The 20,859-nt window shown below is 64.5% G+C and carries 21 protein-coding genes; 5 read left to right on the top strand and 16 right to left on the bottom strand.

Annotation, left to right across the window (positions count from 1 at the left end):
* Positions 1-6: 6 nt before the first annotated feature.
* From AC04PT_RS08005 to AC04PT_RS07985, 5 genes are all read right to left on the bottom strand, one after another.
* The gene (locus AC04PT_RS08005) at positions 7-579 is read right to left on the bottom strand and encodes a cob(I)yrinic acid a,c-diamide adenosyltransferase (protein WP_482873127.1); all 573 of its coding nucleotides are present in this window, start codon (positions 577-579) and stop codon (positions 7-9) included.
* Positions 580-582: 3 nt separating this feature from the next.
* Positions 583-786: a twin transmembrane helix small protein gene (locus tag AC04PT_RS08000; RefSeq protein ID WP_482873126.1), complete on the bottom strand. Its 204-nt coding sequence runs from the start codon at positions 784-786 to the stop codon at positions 583-585.
* Positions 787-850: 64 nt separating this feature from the next.
* Positions 851-1,678: an SDR family NAD(P)-dependent oxidoreductase gene (locus AC04PT_RS07995; RefSeq protein ID WP_482873125.1), complete on the bottom strand. Its 828-nt coding sequence runs from the start codon at positions 1,676-1,678 to the stop codon at positions 851-853.
* A gap of 81 nt (positions 1,679-1,759) precedes the next feature.
* Entirely contained in the window at positions 1,760-2,587 is an 828-nt protein-coding gene (locus AC04PT_RS07990; RefSeq protein WP_482873124.1) for an SH3 domain-containing protein, read from the bottom strand.
* Between the two features lie 288 nt (positions 2,588-2,875).
* Positions 2,876-3,421, bottom strand: coding sequence for an SH3 domain-containing protein (locus tag AC04PT_RS07985; RefSeq protein WP_482873123.1), 546 nt, complete (start codon positions 3,419-3,421; stop codon positions 2,876-2,878).
* Positions 3,422-3,594: 173 nt separating this feature from the next.
* On the opposite strand from AC04PT_RS07985, the gene parC reads away from it, so the two are divergent.
* The 3 genes from parC (at position 3,595) to AC04PT_RS07970 (ending at position 8,508) form a co-directional block, all read left to right on the top strand.
* Positions 3,595-5,901 (top strand): DNA topoisomerase IV subunit A, encoded by a 2,307-nt coding sequence (gene parC, locus AC04PT_RS07980; RefSeq protein WP_482873122.1) that lies wholly within the window; start codon positions 3,595-3,597, stop codon positions 5,899-5,901.
* A 169-nt stretch (positions 5,902-6,070) separates the two neighbouring features.
* Positions 6,071-7,387: a DUF898 family protein gene (locus AC04PT_RS07975; RefSeq protein ID WP_482873121.1), complete on the top strand. Its 1,317-nt coding sequence runs from the start codon at positions 6,071-6,073 to the stop codon at positions 7,385-7,387.
* On the top strand, positions 7,384-8,508 hold the full coding sequence (locus AC04PT_RS07970) for a M48 family metallopeptidase (protein WP_482873120.1): 1,125 nt from the start codon (positions 7,384-7,386) through the stop codon (positions 8,506-8,508). The genes AC04PT_RS07975 and AC04PT_RS07970 overlap by 4 nt, the downstream gene beginning before the upstream one ends.
* Positions 8,509-8,744: 236 nt before the next feature.
* Here AC04PT_RS07970 and rsmD read toward each other — a convergent pair whose 3' ends face one another.
* Together rsmD and AC04PT_RS07960 are read right to left on the bottom strand one after the other, a co-directional pair.
* Positions 8,745-9,308, bottom strand: a complete 564-nt coding sequence (gene rsmD, locus AC04PT_RS07965) for a 16S rRNA (guanine(966)-N(2))-methyltransferase RsmD (protein ID WP_482873119.1) — start codon at positions 9,306-9,308, stop codon at positions 8,745-8,747.
* Complete coding sequence (locus AC04PT_RS07960) at positions 9,305-10,516, bottom strand: NAD(P)/FAD-dependent oxidoreductase (protein WP_482873118.1); 1,212 nt, start codon at positions 10,514-10,516, stop codon at positions 9,305-9,307. Before AC04PT_RS07960 ends, rsmD begins: the two co-directional genes overlap by 4 nt.
* A gap of 104 nt (positions 10,517-10,620) precedes the next feature.
* Here AC04PT_RS07960 and AC04PT_RS07955 point away from each other — a divergent pair, with 104 nt between their 5' ends.
* On the top strand, positions 10,621-11,109 hold the full coding sequence (locus AC04PT_RS07955) for a redoxin family protein (protein WP_482873117.1): 489 nt from the start codon (positions 10,621-10,623) through the stop codon (positions 11,107-11,109).
* 13 nt (positions 11,110-11,122) lie between these two features.
* Here AC04PT_RS07955 and AC04PT_RS07950 read toward each other — a convergent pair whose 3' ends face one another.
* From AC04PT_RS07950 to AC04PT_RS07925, 6 genes are all read right to left on the bottom strand, one after another.
* Positions 11,123-11,419, bottom strand: a complete 297-nt coding sequence (locus tag AC04PT_RS07950; RefSeq protein WP_482873116.1) for a 4a-hydroxytetrahydrobiopterin dehydratase — start codon at positions 11,417-11,419, stop codon at positions 11,123-11,125.
* Positions 11,416-12,603 (bottom strand): GNAT family N-acetyltransferase, encoded by a 1,188-nt coding sequence (locus AC04PT_RS07945; protein ID WP_482873115.1) that lies wholly within the window; start codon positions 12,601-12,603, stop codon positions 11,416-11,418. The genes AC04PT_RS07950 and AC04PT_RS07945 overlap by 4 nt, the downstream gene beginning before the upstream one ends.
* Before the next feature lie 46 nt (positions 12,604-12,649).
* Positions 12,650-13,399: a glycerophosphodiester phosphodiesterase family protein gene (locus AC04PT_RS07940; protein ID WP_482873114.1), complete on the bottom strand. Its 750-nt coding sequence runs from the start codon at positions 13,397-13,399 to the stop codon at positions 12,650-12,652.
* Positions 13,396-13,860, bottom strand: coding sequence for a RidA family protein (locus AC04PT_RS07935; protein WP_482873113.1), 465 nt, complete (start codon positions 13,858-13,860; stop codon positions 13,396-13,398). The genes AC04PT_RS07940 and AC04PT_RS07935 overlap by 4 nt, the downstream gene beginning before the upstream one ends.
* A gap of 138 nt (positions 13,861-13,998) precedes the next feature.
* Positions 13,999-15,300 (bottom strand): HlyD family type I secretion periplasmic adaptor subunit, encoded by a 1,302-nt coding sequence (locus AC04PT_RS07930; RefSeq protein WP_482873112.1) that lies wholly within the window; start codon positions 15,298-15,300, stop codon positions 13,999-14,001.
* Positions 15,297-17,021, bottom strand: coding sequence for a type I secretion system permease/ATPase (locus AC04PT_RS07925; RefSeq protein ID WP_482873111.1), 1,725 nt, complete (start codon positions 17,019-17,021; stop codon positions 15,297-15,299). Before AC04PT_RS07925 ends, AC04PT_RS07930 begins: the two co-directional genes overlap by 4 nt.
* A 253-nt stretch (positions 17,022-17,274) precedes the next feature.
* Between AC04PT_RS07925 and AC04PT_RS07920 the strand changes: the two genes are divergently transcribed.
* Positions 17,275-17,871, top strand: coding sequence for an MlaC/ttg2D family ABC transporter substrate-binding protein (locus tag AC04PT_RS07920; RefSeq protein ID WP_482873110.1), 597 nt, complete (start codon positions 17,275-17,277; stop codon positions 17,869-17,871).
* Positions 17,872-17,929: 58 nt separating this feature from the next.
* On the opposite strand, the gene AC04PT_RS07915 is transcribed toward AC04PT_RS07920, so the two are convergent.
* Genes AC04PT_RS07915 through AC04PT_RS07905 form a run of 3 tightly spaced genes read right to left on the bottom strand, consistent with a single transcriptional unit; the run spans position 17,930 to position 20,736 of the window.
* Positions 17,930-18,658, bottom strand: coding sequence for an SDR family NAD(P)-dependent oxidoreductase (locus AC04PT_RS07915; protein WP_482873109.1), 729 nt, complete (start codon positions 18,656-18,658; stop codon positions 17,930-17,932).
* A 27-nt stretch (positions 18,659-18,685) separates the two neighbouring features.
* Positions 18,686-19,441: a DUF1365 domain-containing protein gene (locus tag AC04PT_RS07910; RefSeq protein WP_482873108.1), complete on the bottom strand. Its 756-nt coding sequence runs from the start codon at positions 19,439-19,441 to the stop codon at positions 18,686-18,688.
* On the bottom strand, positions 19,438-20,736 hold the full coding sequence (locus AC04PT_RS07905; protein ID WP_482873107.1) for an NAD(P)/FAD-dependent oxidoreductase: 1,299 nt from the start codon (positions 20,734-20,736) through the stop codon (positions 19,438-19,440). The genes AC04PT_RS07910 and AC04PT_RS07905 overlap by 4 nt, the downstream gene beginning before the upstream one ends.
* Positions 20,737-20,859 lie beyond the last annotated feature (123 nt).

The following is a 20,859-nucleotide window of genomic DNA, read 5'->3' as shown; positions in this document are numbered from 1 at the left end:
GTGGCCCTATCGGTTGGCGCCGGGCACCCAGAGCACATCGTCGTGACCGTCGTTGTTGGCGATGCGGCTAGCCACGAAGAACCAGTCCGACAGGCGGTTGAGGTATTTCACCGCGTTCGGGTTGATGTTCTCTTCCCCGGCGAGTTCCACCGCCAGCCGCTCGGCGCGGCGTGCGACGGTCCGGCATAGGTGCAAATGCGCCGCCAGCGCGGAGCCTCCTGGCAGGATGAAGCTGCGCAGCGGGGTCAGCTTCGCGTTCATGGCGTCGATCTCTGCTTCCAGACGCTCGGTCTGCTCCGACACCATTCGCAGCGGCGGATACTCCGGCTCGACGCCGTCGTCGGGCTCAGGATTGCAGAGGTCCGCACCAAGGTCGAAAAGGTCGTTCTGGATGCGCGCCAAGGCCGCGTCGGCCTCGCCCTCGGCATGCAGGCGGGCCAGACCGACGGTCGCGTTCAATTCGTCCGAGGTGCCATAGGCGCTGACCCGCAAAGCATGCTTTGCCACACGGCTTCCATTACCCAACGCTGTGTCACCCTTGTCACCGGTGCGGGTGTAGATCTTGCTCAGAACCACCATGTGTCAGCCCTTCCCCCGGATCCAGACGAACACCAGGATCAGCACAACCGCCACGAACTGCGCGATGATCCGCCAGCGCATCGCCTTGTTGGCGTACTTCTTGTTGAAGTCCCCGCCCTTGGCGAAGCTGCCGATCCCGAACAGCAGGATCGCCACCACCACAAGAAGGGCAATGCCGATTACGATGAAAAGCGGGTCGTTCGCCATGGGCAGTCTCCGGAAATCCTGTCCCTGCTTCTGACATAACACTCGGGAAAGGGAAAGCGAGCGCTCAGCCCTTGGCCAACAGCCAATCCAGCGCTCCGGTTGGCAGCACCCGCTTCAGCATCCCCATGGCATAGGTCGGCGTGGTCACGTAATAGCGCGCCCTCGGAGCGGGGGTCTCCAACGCCTGCCAGAGCTTCTCGGTCACGGCGGACGGCGGCAACTCGAACCGGTCCGGGCCCCGATCCTCATAGAGCCGCTTTCGCAACCCACGCCGGTACAACTCGACGCGGGGGCTGTTTTCCCAATCAACCCAGCGTTCAAAGTGCGCGATTGCATTCTGACGAATGCGCGAGGTGACGGGACCGGGCTCGATCAGGATCACCTTGATCGGTGTGTCGCGCATCTCGATCCGCAAGGTATCGGTCAGACCTTCCATGGCGAATTTCGTCGCCACATAGGCACCGCGCCAAGGGGCCGCAACAAGCCCCAGCACGGATGAGCAATTCACGATCCGCCCATGACCCTGCGCGCGCATCACCGGGATCACCTGTCGGGTCAGGTCGTGGACGCCGAAAACATTGGTTTCGAATATTTCGCGCAGGCCATCGCGCGGCATGTCCTCGACCGCGCCGGGACTGGCGAAGGCGCCGTTGTTGAACAGCGCGCCCAAGGTGCCGCCGGTCGCCCGGAGAACCTCTGCCAGACCGTCGGTGATGCTATCCTCATCCGCACAATCAATGCGCGGGCTTTCGAAGCCTTCGTCGCGCAATGCGTCGCAGTCTTCCTGCTTGCGGCACGAGGCAAAGACACGCCAACCGCGTCGTTGCAGCCCAAGGGCAGCATCCCGGCCGATCCCTGATGAACAGCCGGTGATCAGGATCGACTTGCGCATGTGATTACCTCTGGAATAGCGAACGCCCCGATCACACAAGTGACCGAGGCGCTCGTCATGGGCAAGATGGGAACGGACTGCTTACGAGGTAGAAAGCAGGTAATCCACCATCCAGCCGATGCGGCCGTCGTCGAGTGACTTTACCTTCAGCCAACCGTCCTGACCTTCACGAAGGATGCGGACGTCCGAGCCGGCGTTCATTTTCAGCAGGACCGGATAGTTGGTGCCCGGGCCAAGACGCAGATTGGCACGGTTGGTAGCGACCCGTCCGATGCGGAAAGACGACTCCGACGAGGCGCCACTGGTCGAAATAACCGGATAAATTTCGGTCTGATCGGCCGAAGTCTCAGCGCCAGAGGTTCGCGTCCAGCGACCATCATCCACACGCGTCCAGCCAGAAGCCACTGCAGGCATGTCCGTTGCAGTCACCGGAGCGTCGTAATCAGCCTTGCGCACGATCTCCAGGCTCTCCGGACGCAGTCGGGGGCGCGGGGTTGCGGTCGGCGCGGTCTCAGTCGGCGCCAGATCTTCCGGCGTCACCTCGGCCAGTTCGACGTCGGCATCAACGTCAGCCACGTTTCCTTGGGTCGAGACGAACACGGCAGCCGCCTGCGGCTTCAACTCGGCGTGATCAGCGGCGCGGAAGGCAACGGTCCGGATGTCTGAAATCTGCGGCATGCGGGCGACGCCACGCTCTTCGCGGAGCGAGGCCAGCAATTGCGTCTCAAGCTTGCGTTGCAGGCTGGTGTCGGCGGCTGCGGTCTCTGTCGAGGCTGCGATGGTTTCCGGGGAAGAAACGGCAGACGCAGTTTGAACGTTGGACGCCGCGGGTTGAAAATCTGCTCCGCCCGAGGCCTCGTAGTAACCCCAGCCGAGAAATGCGAATGTGATCCAGACGTAGCTTTTCATCTCGTATATCCTGTTCCCTAATCGCCGCAGCGACGCGGCAAGTCCGGCACCGGATCGTTGGACACAGCGTGACAGGTCCCGCAAATTTGCGGGGAAAACCGTGGGCGGGTTTCCCGGAGTTCAATCCGCTTCGTCAGCGTGTCTCAGCCATCGTGGCCGGTTGCATTGACAACGACGGGACTTAGGAAATGGTTCCGCGAATCGCGATTTTTCTGCGTTGCAACGAAAATTGCCCCGTGGGGCAGGGATCGTGCCAGTCGGATCAAGAAGGATGGGAGCGTATTGCAGTCAGACGTCATCGAGCAGGAAGTCGGCGACCCAGCCCGTGCGCCCCTGCGGAAGGATGCGAAGGCGCACCCATCCTTCGCCCGGGTCTTCCAGCACCTGCACCGCGGTGCCGTTACCCAGCTTTGCGACCACGCCGAATTCCTGCCCCGGTCCGTTGCGCATGTTGACGCGCGACGCATTCACCAACCGCAGGTCCGGCGCGGGCGTTTCGGGTGCGGCCTCGGCATCCTTGGCGGCAGAAAACGTGACGGTCTGCCGCGCTTCGTCCGTGACGGCGGCGGCCGGTACATCGCTTTCGTCAAGCGCGGTCAGCACCGCGCTCTCCAATGCCACCTGTTGTGCCTCGGGTTCCGCGCTGTCGGCCTGTGACACGCTGGTGAGGTCGATCACCGCCAGACGGGTCACGGGCAGTTCGGATGAAACGGACGGGTCGGCCTTGGCGAATACCTCGACGCCCTTCTGGCCCGGCTTGAAATCCGCACCGCCCGACATCTCGTAATAGCCCAACCCCAATAGGGCAAAGGTCACCCAGACATAAGATTTCACAAGCAGATCCCCCCGAAACGCAGCATATCGAAGGAATGGCGCCTCCGATGCCGGGTTACATAGCAGATTTGGCATACATCCCTAAGTAAAAAGCGCTTTGGATTTTTCAGGAAACCCTGCGTTACAAGCATCTGATGCTTTACGGCAACGCCCCTGCCAGCTACACAAAATCCATGAACGACATCACCGACAACAGCAACATGGGCGACGCGGATCATGCAGAACCGCTGCGCCGCGCGCTTGGCGAACGCTATCTGACCTATGCGCTGTCGACCATCATGCACCGCGCCCTGCCGGACGCCCGCGACGGCCTGAAACCGGTTCACCGCCGCATCCTTTACGCGATGCATCGTCTGCGGCTGGCGTCGAACGGCAAGTTCCTGAAGTCCGCCAAGATCTCGGGCGACACGATGGGCGATTTCCACCCCCATGGCGACGCCGCGATCTATGATGCGATGGCCCGGCTGGCGCAGGATTTCAACGTCCGTTACCCGCTGGTCGACGGTCAGGGCAACTTCGGCAATATCGACGGCGACAACCCGGCGGCTTCGCGCTACACCGAGGCGCGGATGACTTTCGTCGCCGAGGCGATGCTAAACGGGCTGGATGAAAACGCCGTCGACTTCCGCGACAACTATGACGGCCGATTGACAGAACCCGCGGTGCTGCCGGCGGAATTTCCCAACCTGCTGGCAAATGGCTCGTCCGGTATCGCCGTTGGCATGGCGACGAACATCCCGCCACATAACATTCCCGAACTGATCGACGCTTGCCTGCACCTGATCAAGACGCCGGACGCCCGCGACGAAACCCTGCTGAACTACGTCCCCGGCCCCGATTTCCCGACTGGCGGCGTGATCGTCGAGCCACGCGAGAACATCGCCGAGGCCTACCGGACCGGGCGCGGCTCGTTCCGGCTGCGGGCGAAACATGCGGTCGAGGACCTTGGCCGCGGCCAGTGGCAGATTGTCGTCACCGAGATCCCCTATCAGGTCCAGAAGTCCAAGCTGATCGAGAAGATCGCAGAGCTGATCCAGACCAAGAAGGTCCCGATCCTGGCAGACATCCGCGACGAGAGCGCCGACGACATCCGCGTCGTTCTGGAACCGCGATCCAAGAACGTCGATCCGGACGTTCTGATGGGCATGCTTTACCGGAATTCGGACCTCGAGGTGCGGTTCTCGCTCAACATGAACGTGCTGATCGACGGGGTCACGCCCAAGGTCTGCTCGATGAAAGAGGTGCTGCGCGCCTTCCTCGACTTCCGGCGCGAAGTGCTGCAACGGCGCTCGATCCACCGGATGGAGAAGATCGACCACCGGTTGGAAGTGTTGGAAGGGCTGATCGTGGCCTTCCTCAACCTTGACCGGGTGATCGACATTATCCGCTACGACGATGAGCCCAAGCCGGCGCTGATGCGTGAGGACTGGGGCCAGGATTTTGTGCGCGCCACGGACGAAAGCGATTACGTCTCGCCCGGGCAGACCGAAGCGCACAGCCTGACCGAAGTGCAGGCCGAAGCGATCCTCAACATGCGGCTGCGCGCCTTGCGGCGGCTTGAAGAGATGGCGCTGCTGAAGGAGCGCGATGAACTGATGGCCGAGCGCGCCGCGCTGGAGGACCTGCTCGACAGCGAGAACCTGCAATGGTCGCGGATCGCAGAACAGTTGAGGGACGCCAAGAAGACCTTCGGCAAGGATTACGAGGCCGGCGCGCGCCGCACGATCTTTGCCGAAGCGGGCGAGTTCGAGGAAGTGCCGCTGGAGGCGATGATCGACCGCGAGCCGATCACGGTGGTCTGTTCGCAGATGGGTTGGATCCGGGCGATGACAGGCCATATCGACCTGACCCGCGAGCTGAAGTTCAAAGACGGCGACGGCCCGCGTTTCATCTTTCACGCCGAGACGACCGACAGGCTGCTGGTGTTCGGCTCGAACGGGCGGTTCTACACCGTCAGTGCGGCCAACCTGCCCGGCGGGCGCGGCATGGGCGAGCCGCTGCGGCTGATGGTCGACCTGCCCAACGAGGCCGAGATCGTCGACCTGTTCATCCACAAACCCGAGCGCAGGCTGCTGGTGGCTTCGTCCGCGGGCGATGGATTCGTCGTGCCCGAGGCCGAAGTCGTGGCCCAGACCCGCGCCGGCAAGCAGGTGCTGAACGTCCGTGGCGAAGTCAGGGCGCGGGTCTGCAAGCCGGTCACTGGCGACGCGGTGGCGGTGGTCGGCGAAAACCGCAAGGTGCTGGTGTTCGGGCTGGAGGAGTTGCCCGAGATGACCCGCGGCAAGGGTGTGCGGCTCCAGAAATACAAGGACGGCGGCATGTCGGACGCCACCACGTTCACGCTGGCCGCTGGCCTCTCTTGGCTGGACCCTGCGGGCCGGACGCGGACCGAGACCAACCTTGCCGAATGGCGTGGCAAACGTGCCGGATCGGGCCGCATGGCACCACGCGGGTTCCCGAGGGACAACCGGTTCACCTGACGGCCGCGATCGGCGGCCGCGAACCCCGGACGCGGTCCGGGGCTGAGGTGACGAGGGATCGACAGGCAGCGCCACCCCCGAGGCTTCGCCATTGCATCGCCGTGCGCCGGTTGACATCGCCCGGCTAAAGCTCTCCCCTATGGCGGAAGCCTGACTACAGGAGCGCGCGATGCCTCAGTCCACCGCCTGGGAAAATGCGTCGCCTGAACGAGGCGGTCTTCCGGCGGACCTGCCTCGATCAGACCGCGCGGAGGCGGGCCAGGACTGGCCGCCGCCCGGGTCTCACGCGACCCATGATCCACCAACGAGCCTTGCCACAACCTTCCACGGCCGGCGGCGTGCGATCTTCTGGCTGGCCCTGAAGACCGGGTTCTTCACCGTTCTGACGCTGGGGATCTACAGGTTCTGGATGAAGACGCGGCTCAGACGGTGGTACTGGTCGGCCACCCGACCGGGTGGCACGCCACTCGAATACGTCGGCGACCCCTACGAAAAGCTGCTGGGCTTCCTGATCGCGGCGGTGATCCTGGCGTTCTACATCGGAGTGGTGAACCTGATCCTGATGTTCATCAGCTTCACGCTGTTACAGCAGAACACCATTGCCTATGTCATCAGCATTCTTGGCATCACGCCGCTGTGGTTCTACGCGCAATACCGGGCGCGGCGTTACGTGCTGGCAAGGACACGCTGGCGCGGGGTGCGCTTCGGCATGGCACCGGGAGCATGGCGTTACGTGCTGATGTCGCTGGCGCTTATATCGCTCACCCTGTTCAGTCTTGGCCTGCTCTGGCCGCGGATGACCTTTCTGCTGGAAAAGTTCCGGACGGAGCGCACCTATTTTGGCGACGCACAGCTGCATCAGGGCGGGCACTGGACCATGCTCTACAGGGTGTTTTGGCCGTTAATCGTGGTTGGCGTCATGCTGATTGCCGCCGCTGCACTGTTCTACTTCGGTTGGCGGGGCTACGGCATCGCACTGGGTGGTGCCACGCTGCTGTTGGGCACCTACGCGGTGGCGCACTACCGGGTCGGGGCAAAACGTCTGATGGCCAATCACAAGTCGGCCGCGGGCGTGACGCTCGAATCGCGGGCCAGCCCGCTGTACGTCTGGGCAGCCACCGCGGTTGGCTATCTGGGGACCGCAATCGTGCTGGCCGGGCCGCTGACCGTACTAGGCATGGGGGTCATGCTGGTGCAATTCGCCCATACCGAGGTGATGCAAGACTTCGGCGAGCTTGGCACCGCCGTGAGCGCCCTGCCCCGGCTGCTTCTGGTGGCAGCCGGAGTGGCGCTATATTTCGCGATCTTCCTGCTGTGGTCGACCTTCCGCCATGCCTGGGTGACGATGCCTGTCTGGCGGCACTATGCCGAAACGCTGACCATTCAGGACCCTGCCGCTCTCCGCCGCATCTCGCAACGGGCGCGCGACCATTTCGAAGAAGCCGAAGGTTTCGCCGAGGCGCTGGACGTGGGGGCTTCGATATGACCGTGATCCGCGTGGGCGCGGCGCCCGAGCCTTTCACCGCGACCGGGCTGTATTTCGACGGTGACACCGCAGTGGGCGATCTGGCACAGGTCTCAGTTGACGAACATGCGGGGATGCTGGTGATCGGCCGCGTCGGCTATGCACCGGAGCGCTGGTCGCTGGACGAATTGCGGCTGGTGCCGGATCAGGCCGGTCAAGACCTCGTGGTGCTGCGACTGCGCGACGATCCGGTGGCGCGGCTGATCCTGAACGACGGTCTTCTCTTGGAACGTTTGCCGGACGTGCGCCGCCGCGCGCCTCTGGTAAAACGTGGGCGGCTGGTCGGCTGGGCGGTGGCGGCCGTTGCCTCGGTTGCGCTGATCATCACTGTTCTGGTCCCCACGATGGCTGACCAACTGGCCGAGTTCATCCCACCCGAGGGTGAACGCGCACTGGGAGATTCGACACTCGATCAGATCCGCAAGGCGCTTGACCAGTCCGGGCTGGGCCAGCCGGTCGCCTTCTGCAAGGACCCCGCGGGCCGGGCCGCGCTCGAGGAGATGACGGCCCGTCTGCAGATCGCCGACCAAGAGGCCGAGCGTCTGTCTGTCCACGTGCTCGACCATGCCCTGCTGAACGCCTTTGCCCTGCCCGGTGGCAACGTGGTGCTGTTTCGCGGGCTGGTCGAAGCCGCCGAGTCGCCGGAAGAGCTGGCCGCCGTGCTGGCCCATGAGATCGGCCACGTGGTCAGCCGGGATCCCACCCGGCACGCGCTGCGCTCGGCCGGGTCGATCGGGGTGCTGGGTATTTTGTTCGGCGATTTCGCGGGCGGGGCGCTGGTGTTGCTCCTGGCCGAACAACTGATACAGGCAAGCTATTCGCAAGGGGCCGAGGCGGCTGCAGACGCCTTCGCGCGCAAACAAATGCTCGAGGCGGGAATCGATCCGGTCGCCCTAGGCACCTTTTTCGCGCGGATGCGGGATCAATACGGCGACACCGAAGGGTTCTTCGCCCATTTTGCCCCACATCCGGCGTTGTCGGACCGCATCCTCGCGGCGTCGGTGCCGCTGCCGCCCCAGTTCGAGGCCGACCCGGTCCTCGACAAGGCCCAATGGCGGGCCTTGCGCGGGATCTGTGACTGACACCACAAATGGGTTAAATTACCCATCCTGTGGGATGTCCTGAATGGCGGGATCGGCAGGCGGGACCACGGTAACGGCACTTGCAGGAACCACAAGGGACATGCGGCCAGTGCCCTGCGAACCGTTACCGTGGCTTACCGTGCTTTGCAGCCGTCAGGCTGCCGTGAGGGTGGTCGCATGCATGGCACCTTCATAGCACGAATATCCTTGCCTGTCACCGCAATGTCACGCCCGGTTCAGGCGCCGAATTCCATAATGGAAACATGCGTATCGCCGTATTTTCGGTGATCCAGAAGCGTGAAACCCGTAGGCGCGGTCTGGGGCGCGGCCTCTTCCCAGACCACCAGCGCATCCGGAGCCAGCCAGTTGCCAGTCAAGGCCACGGCCAACGCCTTTGCGCCCAAGTCCCGGCCATATGGCGGATCGAGGAAGACCAGGTCGCAGGCGGGGCCATCGTTCGGCGGCAGCCGGGTCGCATCGCGGACAATGAGCCTGCAGTGCTCGGAGACGCGCAACAAGCCGACATTTGCCCGGATCAGTTGCTGCGCCTTGCGCCCGTCATCGACGAAGGTGACATGCGCCGCGCCGCGCGACAGTGCCTCGAGCCCAAGCGCCCCGGTACCGGCGAACAGGTCCAGCACCCGCGTTTTATCGAAGGGCGTGCCGAACCGCCCGCCGGCCAGCATCGAGAACAGGCTCTCGCGCACCCGGTCGGTGGTGGGCCGCAAATGGGCGCCCGCATCCCCCTTGCCGAGTGCCGTCAAGGCGCGGCCGCGATGCTCTCCGGCGATGATCCTCACCGCTTGAGCAGCTTCTTCAGGTCACCATCGGGGGTATGCACCTCGTCCCGGGACAGCGTCTTGCCGGCTTCGATCAGACGTTTCGCCACCATGTAGGCGCGGGCGTCGTTCATCGCATCGACCGCAACCAACTCATCACCGTGGAAGTACCAGAACGACAGCTTCTCCTGCTCGCCGTGGCGGGTCTCCACGTGGTCATAGCCGGTGTTCAATCCGGCGATCTGAAGCTTGCAGTCGTATTGATCGGACCAGAACCAAGGCTTGGCAACATAATCCACCGCACCGCCCATCATGTTCTGTGCCACGACCTCGGCCTGGTCGATGGCGTTGGGCACGCTTTCCAGCCGGATGCGGGTGCCGCGATAGGGGAACGAGGTGCAATCGCCCGCCGCCCAGACATGCGGCGCCGAGGTGCGGCCCTGTGCATCGGTCTTGATGCCATTGTCGATCTCGAGCCCTGCCGCCACGGCCAGTTCGGTCGCGGGCGCGATGCCGACGCCGACAACCACCATGTCGGCCGCGATCTCGCTGCCATTGGTGAGGCGCGCGCCGGTGACCTTGCCGTCGCCGGTCAGCCGCTCCAGCCCGATGCCTTCACGAATATCGACGCCATGGTCGCGATGCAGCTTGCGGAAATAATCCGAGGTCTCGGGCGCTGCCACACGCTGCAGGATGCGGTCGGCCATCTCCACCAGCGTGACCTGCATGCCCTTTTTCGCCGCAACCGCCGCCGCTTCAAGCCCGATATAGCCGCCGCCGACAATCAGCGCCCGGCCGCCTTCGCACACCTGCGGTTCCATCGCGTCCACGTCTGCCAGAGTGCGGACCACGAAGACGTTGCCCAGATCGCCGCCGATCGCGGCTGGCAGGCGGCGTGGATACGAGCCGGTGCAAAGCGCCAATTCGTCGTAGGACAGCGTCTCTCCGCCACGCAGCGTCAGCGTCCGCGCCTCGGTGTCGATGGCCTCGACCCGTGCGTTCAGGCGCAGTGCGATATCCTGCTCATCATAGAACCGCTGCGGGCGCAGGTAGAGCCGCTCTTCGGCCATCTCGCCCAGCAGATAGTCCTTGGACAGCGGTGGACGCTCGTACGGCGGCACCGGCTCTTCGCTGATCAGTGTGATCTCACCATCGAAGCCCGAATTACGCAGCTTCGCCACCAGCGACGCCCCGGCCTGGCCGCCGCCGATCACCGCGAAATGTGCCATGTCTGTCCCTCCCGCATGCGGGCCTGCGATTGGCGCTGGCCTCCGCTCTGGCAGAAGCTATATCGGTGATTAACGAAAACGCAATTCCATCGAAGGTGAAACGCATGACGATTTCAGTAGGTAACACGCTTCCCGACGCAAAGCTGTTGCGGATGGGAGACGGGGGACCCGAGGCGGTGACGCTCGGCGACAAGCTCAAGGGCCGCAAAGTGGTGCTGTTCGGCCTGCCGGGTGCCTATACCGGGACATGTTCCACCGCGCATGTTCCCAGTTTCATCCGCACCAAGGACCAGTTCGATGCCAAGGGCGTGGACGAGATCATCTGCGTGTCGGTCAACGATCCCTTCGTGATGAAGGCCTGGGGTGAGAGCACCGGCGCCGACGCGGCGGGGCTGACCTTTCTGGCGGATGCCGACGGCGGCTTTACAAAGGCGCTCGGCATGAACTTCGACGCGCCGCCGGCGGGCTTTCACGGCCGGTCGAAGCGCTATGCGCTGCTTGCCGAAGACGGCGTCGTCAAGGTGCTGAACGAAGAGGGCGGGCCGGGCACCTGCGATATTTCCTCGGGCGAGGCCATGCTGGACGCGCTCTGAGCGTCGGTTCGGCCTATCCCGCCAACTGGTCCATCTTGCGCGCCAGCTTGACGTCGTGCGAACTCAGCCCGCCGACGTCATGGGTTGTCAGCACCACCTCGACCGTCTTGTAGACGTTACTCCACTCGGGGTGGTGGTTCCACTTTTCAGCGTAGATCGCCACACGCGTCATCCAGCCGAAGGCCTCGATGAAGTCCTTGAATTCGAAGGACTTGGTGATCGCGTCGCGCTCATTGTCGACGGTCCAGCCAGCCTCGAGCAGCGGCGCCAGCATGGTCTTGCGCCCTGTGTCGGACAATTTCTCGCTCATTGCTGTTCCTCCTGTCGGTCGCGCCGGAACGGACCATAGCCTGTCAGGACCTCGATGTCCTCATTCACAGCTTCGCGTTCCGCTTTCAGATAGCGCGCTATTGCCTCGGCGAAACCCTTGTCGGCGACCCAATGAAGCGAATGGCAAGGCACCGGCAGATAGCCGCGCGCCAGCTTGTGCTCGCCTTGTGCCCCGGCCTCGACCCGGCCGAGGCCATGGGCGATGGCAAAGTCGATGGCCTGATAATAGCACGCTTCGAAGTGCAGGCAGGGGTGGTGCTCGGTGCAGCCCCAGTAGCGGCCATAAAGAACATCGCGGCCGATGAAGTTGAGTGCCCCCGCAACCGGCACCCCGCCGCGTTCCGCCAGAACAAGCGCGATGTCGCCCCGCAGCGTTTCCTGCGCGATGTCGAAGAAGGCCCGCGTCAGGTAGGGCTGCCCCCATTTGCGCGACCCGGTGTCCTGGTAGAAGGTCCAGAACGCATCCCAGTGCTCGGGTTCGATCTGGTCGCCGGTGAGCGTCCGGAGGGTGCCACCGAAATCCTGCGCCTGCCGGCGCTCCTTGCGCACCGTCTTGCGCTTGCGCGACGACAGCGCAGTCAGGAAAGAGTCGAAATCGGCGTAACCGTCATTGACCCAGTGAAACTGTTGGGTCTGCCGGTGCATCAGGCCCACCTTCGTTCCGGCGGCAGCTTCTTCCCCGGTGCAGAACGTCACGTGCAGCGACGACAGGCCGTTGTTCGACGCCAGACGCACCGCGCCCTGCACCAGCGCCGACAGGCCCACCTCCTCGAACCCGGGACGGGTCAGGAATCGCCGCCCGGTGGCCGGGGTGAAGGGCACGGCCATCTGCAACTTCGGAAAATAGTCACCGCCGGCGCGCTCGTAAGCATGGGCCCAGTTGTGATCGAAGATGTATTCGCCCTGGCTGTGGCTCTTGGCATAGAGCGGCGCGCAGGCGATCACTTCGCCGCCCAGTCGCGCGGTCAGATATATGGGCTGCCAGCCGGTGCCACGTCCGACCGAACCGCTCTCTTCCAGCGCATGCAGGAAGCGGTAGGTGGTGAAGGGATCGTTGGGCCGGCCCCCGTCGGCCGCCTCGGGGCTGGCGCAGGCATCCCAGACGGACTGACCGATCTCGGCCAGGCTGTCATGGGTCTGAATTTCGATCTGTGTTTCGCGCATCTACCCCTGCCCCGCTCCGTCAGATTTGGCCCTTGTGGCCAGCGGTTCAAGGCAGATAGCCCTCGAAGGTGATATTGTCGGCGACCCTGCGCGCCGCTGCCTCCTGCTCGGGCGAACGGATGGTCCAGCACAGCACAGGCACACCATCGCTCTTCAGTTCGGCGACGCGCCGGGAGCCAAGGTCATCGACATCATGGCTGATGAAACCAGCACCGACGCGGTCGAAATCGGGGATGTCGCGCAGGCGGTCGCGCACCTCGGCGGGCAGCTCGGGACAGTCGGTCTCGGTATAGCCGCAGGTGGTCAGCCCGCGCGGTATGTGCGGCGCCAGCTCGGCCATTCGGGCCACCGCCTGCGGATCGAATGACATCACCGCCACCGGCCCCTCGTAGCCGTCAAGCGCCTCCGCCGTGGCGCGCTCCAGCGCGCCGGTCTCTGCTCCGGCGACACCGTCCTGCCCCTTTATCTCGATCAAAAGCGGAACGCGGCCCGCGACGTCGGCCAGCACCTGCGTCAATGAAGGGATCACATCCCCTGCTGACAACGCGATCTTCCCGAGTTCCCCGGCGCTGCGGGCGGACACCGGCCCGGTCTCGCCGGTCAGCCGGTCGAGGTCGTAATCGTGGAACACCATGGCGCGCGCATCCGCCGAACATTGCAGGTCGATCTCGATACCGTAGCCGTGCTTCACAGCCGCGCTGATTGCGGCGCGCGAGTTCTCGGGCCGGCCCTGCGCCAGGTCGTGCAGCCCGCGATGCGCCAGCGGGCGGATGAGGAAGTCTGACGGCAGGGTCATGCGATCTCGAAGATGCCTTCGATTTCGACAGCGACGCCCAGCGGCAGAGAGGCCGCCGACACCGCCGAACGCGCGTGTTTGCCGGCATCGCCGAGGATCGCGACAAAGGTGTCAGAGGCGCCGTTGATGACCCGCGGCTGGTCGGTGAAATCCGCGGTCGAGTTGACGAAACCGGTCAGCTTGACCACCCGTTTGAGTCGCGTGAGGTCGCCATCGCAACCGGCCTTGACCTGCGCCAGCAGGCTGAGCGCGCAATAGGCCGCGGCATCTGCGCCGGCCTCGCGGTCCAGATCGTCCCCCAGCCTGCCGGTGATCAACCCGTCCGGCCCCGACGAGATTTGCCCGGACACGTACAGCATGTCGCCGGACCGCACGAAGGGCACGTAGTTGGCGGCAGGCGCCGGTGCATCGGGCAATGTCAGGCCAAGCTCGGCAATACGGTCTTCGATCGGGTTGGTCATGGGTATCCTCCGGGATTTTGTTCGCGACGCTAGAGCCTGACGTCCCTTCGGGCAAGGCAGAACGATCGCACCAAGGGTGCCCGCGTCCCGGACCTGATCCGGTACCTCCACGTCAAGGGCGTGGCAGCCCCCGAGACCTCAGCTTTCACGGAATGCACGGGCGAAGTAATCCGCCAGCGGCTTCATCAGATAGGCCAGCGGAGACCGGTCCTCGGTCTGGATGAAGGCCTCGACCGGCATGCCCGGGATCAGCACCGTACCTTCGGGCAGTTTCGAGACTTCGCCGGGGCGCAGCACGATCTCGGCGCGATAATAGGCCTGGCGCGAGACTTCGTCGACGAAGGCATCGGCCGAGATGTTCACCACCTCGCCGTATATTTCGGGCGTGTCGCGCTGGCTGAGGGAGGTCAGGCGCAGCAGGACGTTCTGACCGACGTGCATCTCGTCGATGTTGATCGGCGCCACCCGTGCGGCGATAATTGCCGGCCGATCGCGCGGCACGAGAAACATCAGCGGATCGGCGGGCCGCACCACCGAGGACGGCCCGAAGACCTGCAGGTCATAGACCACGCCCGCCACCGGCGCCCGAATGTCCATCCGACCGAGACGGTCCGCGAGCGACTGTACCTCTTCGATCAACTCGCGTTCGCGCACCTGCAGATCGCGCAGTTCGGTGATGGCCTGCTCGCGCAACCGCGAGCCGACCGAGAGGATGGCGATGTCGATTTCCGAGATACGCGCCAGCGCCCGCGCCTTCTGCGCGGTCAACTCGCCGGCCTGTCCCGACAGCTGCGCCTGCTGACGCTGCAGCGCCAGCACCCGCGACGCCTGGGCGAGCCCCTTGTCGAGGAGGCTCTGCTGGTCTGCCAGTTCCTTCTTGATCAGCGCCAATTGCTCGGTCAGGGCCTCCTGCTGGGCCTCGATGCCGCCGATCTGCACGGCGATCTGCCCGCCCTGATTGCTCAGTTGCTCGGTTTCACGGGCCATGGATTCGGCGCGGGCATGAAACAGTCGGGTCTGGCCGTCGATCAGTTCCATAACCGCCGGGTCCTCCGCGGCCGCATCGCGCAGGCGCTCGGGAAATTCCGGCGCCTCTGCGCCGTCACGCTCGGCTTCGAGCCTGCCGCGGCGGGCCAGAACCTCGTGCAGTTGGTCGCGCGCCACCGTCAGACGCGAGCGCAGAAGGTCCGGATCGAGCTGCATCAGCACATCGCCCGCTTCGACAGTGTCGCCCTCCTTCACCAGAAGCGCTTCGACCACGCCGCCGTCGGGATGCTGGATTGCCTGCCGGTTCTGATCGACCTCGACCTGCCCGCTGGCGATCACCGCGCCGGAGATCTTGCTCATTGCCGACCAGACGCCGAAGCCCCCCAGCAACACCGCCACTCCGAGAATGCCCAGGAACAGCGGGCCTCGCACCGGGAACCGCGCCGCGCTCATCGAACGCCTCCCGGATTGGGTTGCCGCAATTGCGCGGCATTCTGGACGGTCTTCTGCAGGACTTCGTCGCGCGGGCCAAAGGCCACGCGCGCGCCTTGATCAAGCACCAGCAGGGTGTCGCATTCCTGGATCGCCGCCGGGCGATGCGCCATGATCAACACCGCGCCGCCGCGTTGCTTGATCGACCGGATGGCGGCGTTGACCGCCGCCGAGCCTTCGTTGTCCAGGTTCGAATTCGGCTCGTCCAACACCAGCAGCACCGGATCGCCGAAGAGCGCCCGCGCCAGTCCGATACGTTGCATCTGGCCGCCGGAAAGCTTGCTGCCGTGGGCGTCGACCCGGGTGTCATAGCCATCCGGCAGGCGCAGGATCATCTGATGCGCCGCCGCCATCTGCGCGGCCTTGACCACCGCCGCGCTGTCGGGATTGAACTGGAGCCGGGCGATGTTTTCGGCGATGGTACCGTCGAACAGTTCGACCTTCTGCGGCAGGTAGCCGATGTAAAGGCCCAGCTTTTCCGGATCGTACTGATCGAGCGTCGCGCCATCCAGCCGGATGCGGCCCGAGGCCGGCGGCCAAAGCCCGGTGATCGCGCGCGCCAATGTCGACTTGCCCGCGCCTGAGGGACCGATCACGCCGGTGGCCTGTCCGGGCTTGACGTCGAACGACACCATGCGCAACGCCGCCTGACGTTCCTCCGGCGGAATCACCGTCAGTTGCTGCACATCAAGCCGGGCCTTCGGGCGCGGCAGTTCGGTGCGCAGCACGTCTGCGGGGGTTGAACCCAGCAGCTCCGACAGCGACCGCCAGCCCTGGCGCGCGCGCTGTGCCACGCTCCATTGTCCGATCAGCACTTCGATCGGCGCCAGTGCCCGGCCCAGCAGGATCGACCCGGCGATCATCGCGCCCGGCGACAGTTCGGCCTGCAACACCAGGTAGGCGCCCAGCCCGAGCATCGCCGATTGCAGCAAAAGTCGCAGCGCACGGGTCAGCGCGGTGAAGCCGCCGCTGACATCGGAACTGCGGACCTGCCCGTCCAGCGCCGCCTCGCGCGCGCCTTTCCAGCGCGCCAGCGCCGCCTTGTGCATGCCCATGGCCTGGATCATCTCGGCCTCGGAGCGCATGCGCGCGGCGACGGTCTCGGACTGGTGGGCGGCGCGTCCTTGCTCGAGGACCGGCCCCTTCTGCAGCGCCTGCGAGATCAGCGCGATCCCCACCAGCAGCGCACCGCCGCCCAGCGCCAGCAGCCCCAGCCAAGGGTGGAAGATGGCAATGCCGGCCAGAAACAGCGGCGTCCACGGCAAATCGTAAAGCGACAGGAGCACCGGCGAGGTCAGGAACCGCTGCACCGATTCAAGATCGCGCAAACCCGTCGCCGCCGCCTCGTCCGGGCGCAGCGCCGAGCGACGCATCGACGCGTCGAACACGCGATTGTCCAGCCGGTCCTGAAACCGCGCGCCAACCCGCGCCATCACACGGCCGCGGACGAAATCCAGAAGCCCCATCATCGAATAGAGAAAGACCACCAGCACCGACAGCGCCACCAGCGTCGCCTCAGACCGCGACGACAGCACCCGGTCATAGACCTGCAGCATGTAAAGCGGACCGGTGAGCATCAGCAGGTTGGCGAAGAAGGAAAAGACCCCCACGCTCCAGTACAGGCCGCGGCTTTCGCGCCTGATGTCGCGCAACTCCTGATGGCCACGTTCGGTTGCGTCCATACGCACGCTCCTGCTGCTTGCCCGGGGTATTCTACGGTCCGTCCGATTACTGCAGTTTTATTGCCAACCGATTGAGAATGCCAGTGCTCCCGCACCTTGCCCGGCATTGCGGTTGCCCTGCCTACCCAAACGTAGTTACGATCCGCCCAGACCGATGTGCGCGCAACGGGGGCGTCTGCGGCTGTCGCCGGCGGCGGCGGCACGCGAGTATTACGGCGCTGCCCGGACCAGAACCTGAACGGAGAGGGAAACCATGCTGCGCAGAGACTTTATCCGCACACTCGGGGCGGCCGCAGCCGCTGCTCTGCTTCCGGCCCTGCCAGCCGTCGGTCAGACGGAAGCCGCTGCGCGGAACCTCGTCGATCAGCTTGCGGCCGAGATCAACCGGATCATCGCGTCGGGCAATTCGGCGGATGCGATGTACGGCGATTTCGAACGCATCTTCCGACGCTACGGTGACATGCAGACGATGTCCGCCTATGCGCTGGGGGTCGATGGTCGCGACGCCTCGGCCAAGCAACAACGGGCTTTTCAGGATGCTTTCGCGGTCTACCTGTCACGCAAGTACGCCCAACGGTTCCGCGACCTAGGGGGCGGCCGGATCAAGGTTGACGGCGTGAGCCAAGTCAAGAGCCGCTACGAAGTCAGTTCCACCATGCAATTGCCGGGGGGCGGGTCGATGCCGGTGGAATTCACGGTCTCCGACCGCGGCGGACGGCCGCGCTTCTTCAACATCAAGATCGACGGCGAGAACCTGCTTCTGACCGAACGCACCGAGGTCGGGGTGATGATCGACCGTCATGGCGGCGATCTGGACGCGGTGACGCGGGACCTCGGCAGCGCGGGCTGAGCGCGACGGATCAACCCGACGCCGACGCTTCGAAATACCCCATCCCAGCAGCAACTACTCAGGCGAAGAGCCGGTAATAGATCGGATCGGGCAGAAACTGTGACAGGCGGAACAGCCACGAAAAGGGCACCGGGAAGCTTTTCTGGAACCCGTCCGCATTCATGTGATCGAACACCGCCGAGGCGGCCTCGTCCGGTTCCATGAGAAAGGGCATGTGGAAGTCGTTCTTGTCGGTCAGACGGGTGCGGATGAAGCCGGGGTTGACCAGTTGCACCTTGACCCCGGTGTCCCGCAGATCGGCGTGCAGTGCCTCGGCCATCGCCATCGCGCCCGCTTTCGACGCCGCGTAGCCTGTCGCCCCCGGCAAACCCCTGTAGCCCGAAAGCGATCCGGTCAGTACGATATGACCCGCGTTCCGCGCCACCATGTCCGGCACGACCTGTCCCAACACACGAGCCGCGCCGGTGAAGTTGACATCGCACATCGCCGTTACCTGACCGGCATCCCATTGCTGTGCCGATTGCGGCCAGTAGACACCCGCCAAGTAGACCAGCCCGTCGATCGCGCCGACCTCACGCGCCGCCTGCGTCACGTCTGCGTCGTCGGACACGTCGCAGGTCACGATCTCGGTTGTGCCCGGCAGGTCCCCGGCCAGGCTTTCCAGCCGGTCCGGGGTCCGGGCGCTCAAAATCAGGTGAACCCCGGCCCGGCTGAGATTGTAGGCAAGCGCCCGTCCCAGACCTTCGCTCGCGCCGACAAGCCAATAGCGTTTGCCGCTCCATTCCATACCGATACTCCTAGTTACCAAAACAGCTTATCGCGTCACGTCGATCCGGGGTGGCGCGGGCCTTCTGCGATAACGCGCGCCCTTCCACCAAAGTTTCAGGGCCTGCCAGTGGATCAGCCCGAGCACCCGCCTTGCGCCGAACGGGCGACGGAGCAGGAAACCGAGGATGGCACGGTTGGTCAAAGGTCGCCTTGGACCGGTGAGCGTTGCCACCACCCCGCCGTCACCGGTGTCCAGATCGATCCAGACGCCGATCCGGTCCGACCGGATATCGAAACGGAAGGTGTAATCTCCGGAAATCGGCTGGAACGGCGACACATGCAGCAACTTGCGTGCGCACAACCTGTCATCACCGGTGATCGGGGCAAGGTCCGGCTTGTGGCAGAGATAGCAATGCCGATCCCCGAATGTGTTGGTCACCTCGGCAATGACGGAGCAAAGCTGGTCCTTGGCGTCATGGATCAGCCAGAAGCTGACCGGGTTGAAGCCATGGCCCAGAACCCGCGGCTGTGCCAACAGCAGGACGCGCCCGGTCAGGTCCAGCCCCTCGCGGTCCAGCACCTCGCGTACCCAAACCGCACCGCGGCCCCTGTTTGGCGGCCCGCCGTGATCGCTGTCCTGCAACGAAACCAGCCCGGCCCGGTTCCGCGCCAGCAACGACGGCCCATCGCCCGGTGCCTCGGGGTCCAGCAACAGGTAATCCACGCCATAGCGGAAGCTGTTCTTCACCGCACCCTTGCGACCGTGCCACGTATGGCCGGGGATATGGTCGACCGCGTTCACTCTGCCGCCACCGCCCTGCTCTGTTGCGTCAGGATCGTCATCGCCACATCGGCGGCGCTGCTCAACCCGTCCTCGTGGAACCCGTTTTTCATCCATGCGCCACAAAACCAGGTCGCATTGGCGCCGTTCAACCGCGCCACCTGTTTCTGCGCAGCCAGGGCTCCGCGATCATAGACCGGGTGTCGCAGGGTGACCTGGTCGTAGATCAGGTCTTCGCGAATCGGCCTGCGCGTGTTCAGCGTCACGAACATCGGGTCGTCGGCCGGGATCGGTTGCAGCTTGTTCATCCAGTAGGTCAGATCAATGCGCCCGTCGCGCGCGCTTTCCCCTTCGGAGTAGTTCCATGACGACCAGACGCCGCGCCGCTTCGGCATGGCGCGGGGATCGGCGTGCAGCGTGACGTCGTTGGGCTGATAGCGGATCGCGCCCAGCGCCGAGGTTTCCTCGGGGGTCGCATCGGCCAGCAGGCGCAGCGTGTCGTCTGAATGGGTCGCAAAGACCACATCGTCGAAGGTCTGCCACTCACCGCCCTCGGCCCGGACCGACACGCCGTCGGCCTCGCGCCGGACGGCGGCAACCGGGCTGTTCTTGCGGATGTCGACAAGGCGCTTCCGCAGGCTGGCCTCCAGCCGGGTCACGTACTGGGTCGAACCTCCATCGACGGTGTACCATTGGTGCTGGCCGGTATGGCTGAGCAGCGCATGGTTTTCAAAGAAGCGGATCAATGCCTCGGCCGGAAAGTCGAGGATCTGTTCGGGCGGAGCCGACCAGATCGCGCCTGACAGTGGCAGCAGGTAATAGTCGCGAAACCAGGACCCGGTGCCCAGTTCTGCAAGAAATTCCGAAAGCGGCAGATCCCGATCGCGGCCTGCCTCGACCGCCCGCGCGTTGAACCGCAGGATATCGCGGATCATCCCGAGGAACTTCGGGTTGAACGCATTGCGCCGCTGACCGAACACGGCATTGAGCGTCTCCAGCCCGTATTCCATCTCGCCGCCGCGCAGGGAGGCTGCAAAGCTCATGTTGCTTTCTGCCACTGGCACCCCAAGGCTTTCGAACAGCGTTACAAGCAGCGGGTAGTTGACGTAGTTGAAGACGATGAACCCGGTGTCGACCGGCTGGGTCCCGTGACGGCCGGCGACGACGGTACGTGCATGTCCGCCCAGTTTTGGTCCAGCTTCGAACAGCGTGACCCTTGCGTCGTCCGCAAGGAAATGGGCTGCGCCCATTCCCGAGATGCCACCGCCGATCACGGCGATGTTTCGACGGTAGGGATTCAGAAGGTCGAAGGGCATGAGTAAGGCTCCGGTCACCGGGTGATTTGACCTGATACGCATGACCGACGCGGCTGGATGAAAACTTTCTGCGAAAAATGATCCAACGGGCCGCTCGAGGCGTAACAGGACCATGCAAAACGC

The sequence above is a fragment of the Litorisediminivivens sp. KMU-197 genome, from assembly GCF_056858395.1.
Note: the sequence above shows the minus strand (reverse complement) of the source record. Positions and strands in the feature narration are given on the sequence as shown.

Coding starts and splice junctions, on each gene's coding strand:
- AC04PT_RS07935 (WP_482873113.1), bottom strand. CDS start 13,860: ATGACCAACCCGATCGAAGACCGTATTGCCGAGCTTGGCCTGACATTG.
- AC04PT_RS07975 (WP_482873121.1), top strand. CDS start 6,071: ATGCCTCAGTCCACCGCCTGGGAAAATGCGTCGCCTGAACGAGGCGGT.
- AC04PT_RS07960 (WP_482873118.1), bottom strand. CDS start 10,516: ATGGCACATTTCGCGGTGATCGGCGGCGGCCAGGCCGGGGCGTCGCTG.
- AC04PT_RS08005 (WP_482873127.1), bottom strand. CDS start 579: ATGGTGGTTCTGAGCAAGATCTACACCCGCACCGGTGACAAGGGTGAC.
- AC04PT_RS07995 (WP_482873125.1), bottom strand. CDS start 1,678: ATGCGCAAGTCGATCCTGATCACCGGCTGTTCATCAGGGATCGGCCGG.
- parC (WP_482873122.1), top strand. CDS start 3,595: ATGAACGACATCACCGACAACAGCAACATGGGCGACGCGGATCATGCA.
- AC04PT_RS07955 (WP_482873117.1), top strand. CDS start 10,621: ATGACGATTTCAGTAGGTAACACGCTTCCCGACGCAAAGCTGTTGCGG.
- AC04PT_RS07920 (WP_482873110.1), top strand. CDS start 17,275: ATGCTGCGCAGAGACTTTATCCGCACACTCGGGGCGGCCGCAGCCGCT.
- AC04PT_RS07925 (WP_482873111.1), bottom strand. CDS start 17,021: ATGGACGCAACCGAACGTGGCCATCAGGAGTTGCGCGACATCAGGCGC.
- AC04PT_RS07990 (WP_482873124.1), bottom strand. CDS start 2,587: ATGAAAAGCTACGTCTGGATCACATTCGCATTTCTCGGCTGGGGTTAC.
- AC04PT_RS08000 (WP_482873126.1), bottom strand. CDS start 786: ATGGCGAACGACCCGCTTTTCATCGTAATCGGCATTGCCCTTCTTGTG.
- AC04PT_RS07930 (WP_482873112.1), bottom strand. CDS start 15,300: ATGAGCGCGGCGCGGTTCCCGGTGCGAGGCCCGCTGTTCCTGGGCATT.
- AC04PT_RS07905 (WP_482873107.1), bottom strand. CDS start 20,736: ATGCCCTTCGACCTTCTGAATCCCTACCGTCGAAACATCGCCGTGATC.
- AC04PT_RS07945 (WP_482873115.1), bottom strand. CDS start 12,603: ATGCGCGAAACACAGATCGAAATTCAGACCCATGACAGCCTGGCCGAG.
- AC04PT_RS07940 (WP_482873114.1), bottom strand. CDS start 13,399: ATGACCCTGCCGTCAGACTTCCTCATCCGCCCGCTGGCGCATCGCGGG.
- AC04PT_RS07950 (WP_482873116.1), bottom strand. CDS start 11,419: ATGAGCGAGAAATTGTCCGACACAGGGCGCAAGACCATGCTGGCGCCG.
- AC04PT_RS07970 (WP_482873120.1), top strand. CDS start 7,384: ATGACCGTGATCCGCGTGGGCGCGGCGCCCGAGCCTTTCACCGCGACC.
- AC04PT_RS07915 (WP_482873109.1), bottom strand. CDS start 18,658: ATGGAATGGAGCGGCAAACGCTATTGGCTTGTCGGCGCGAGCGAAGGT.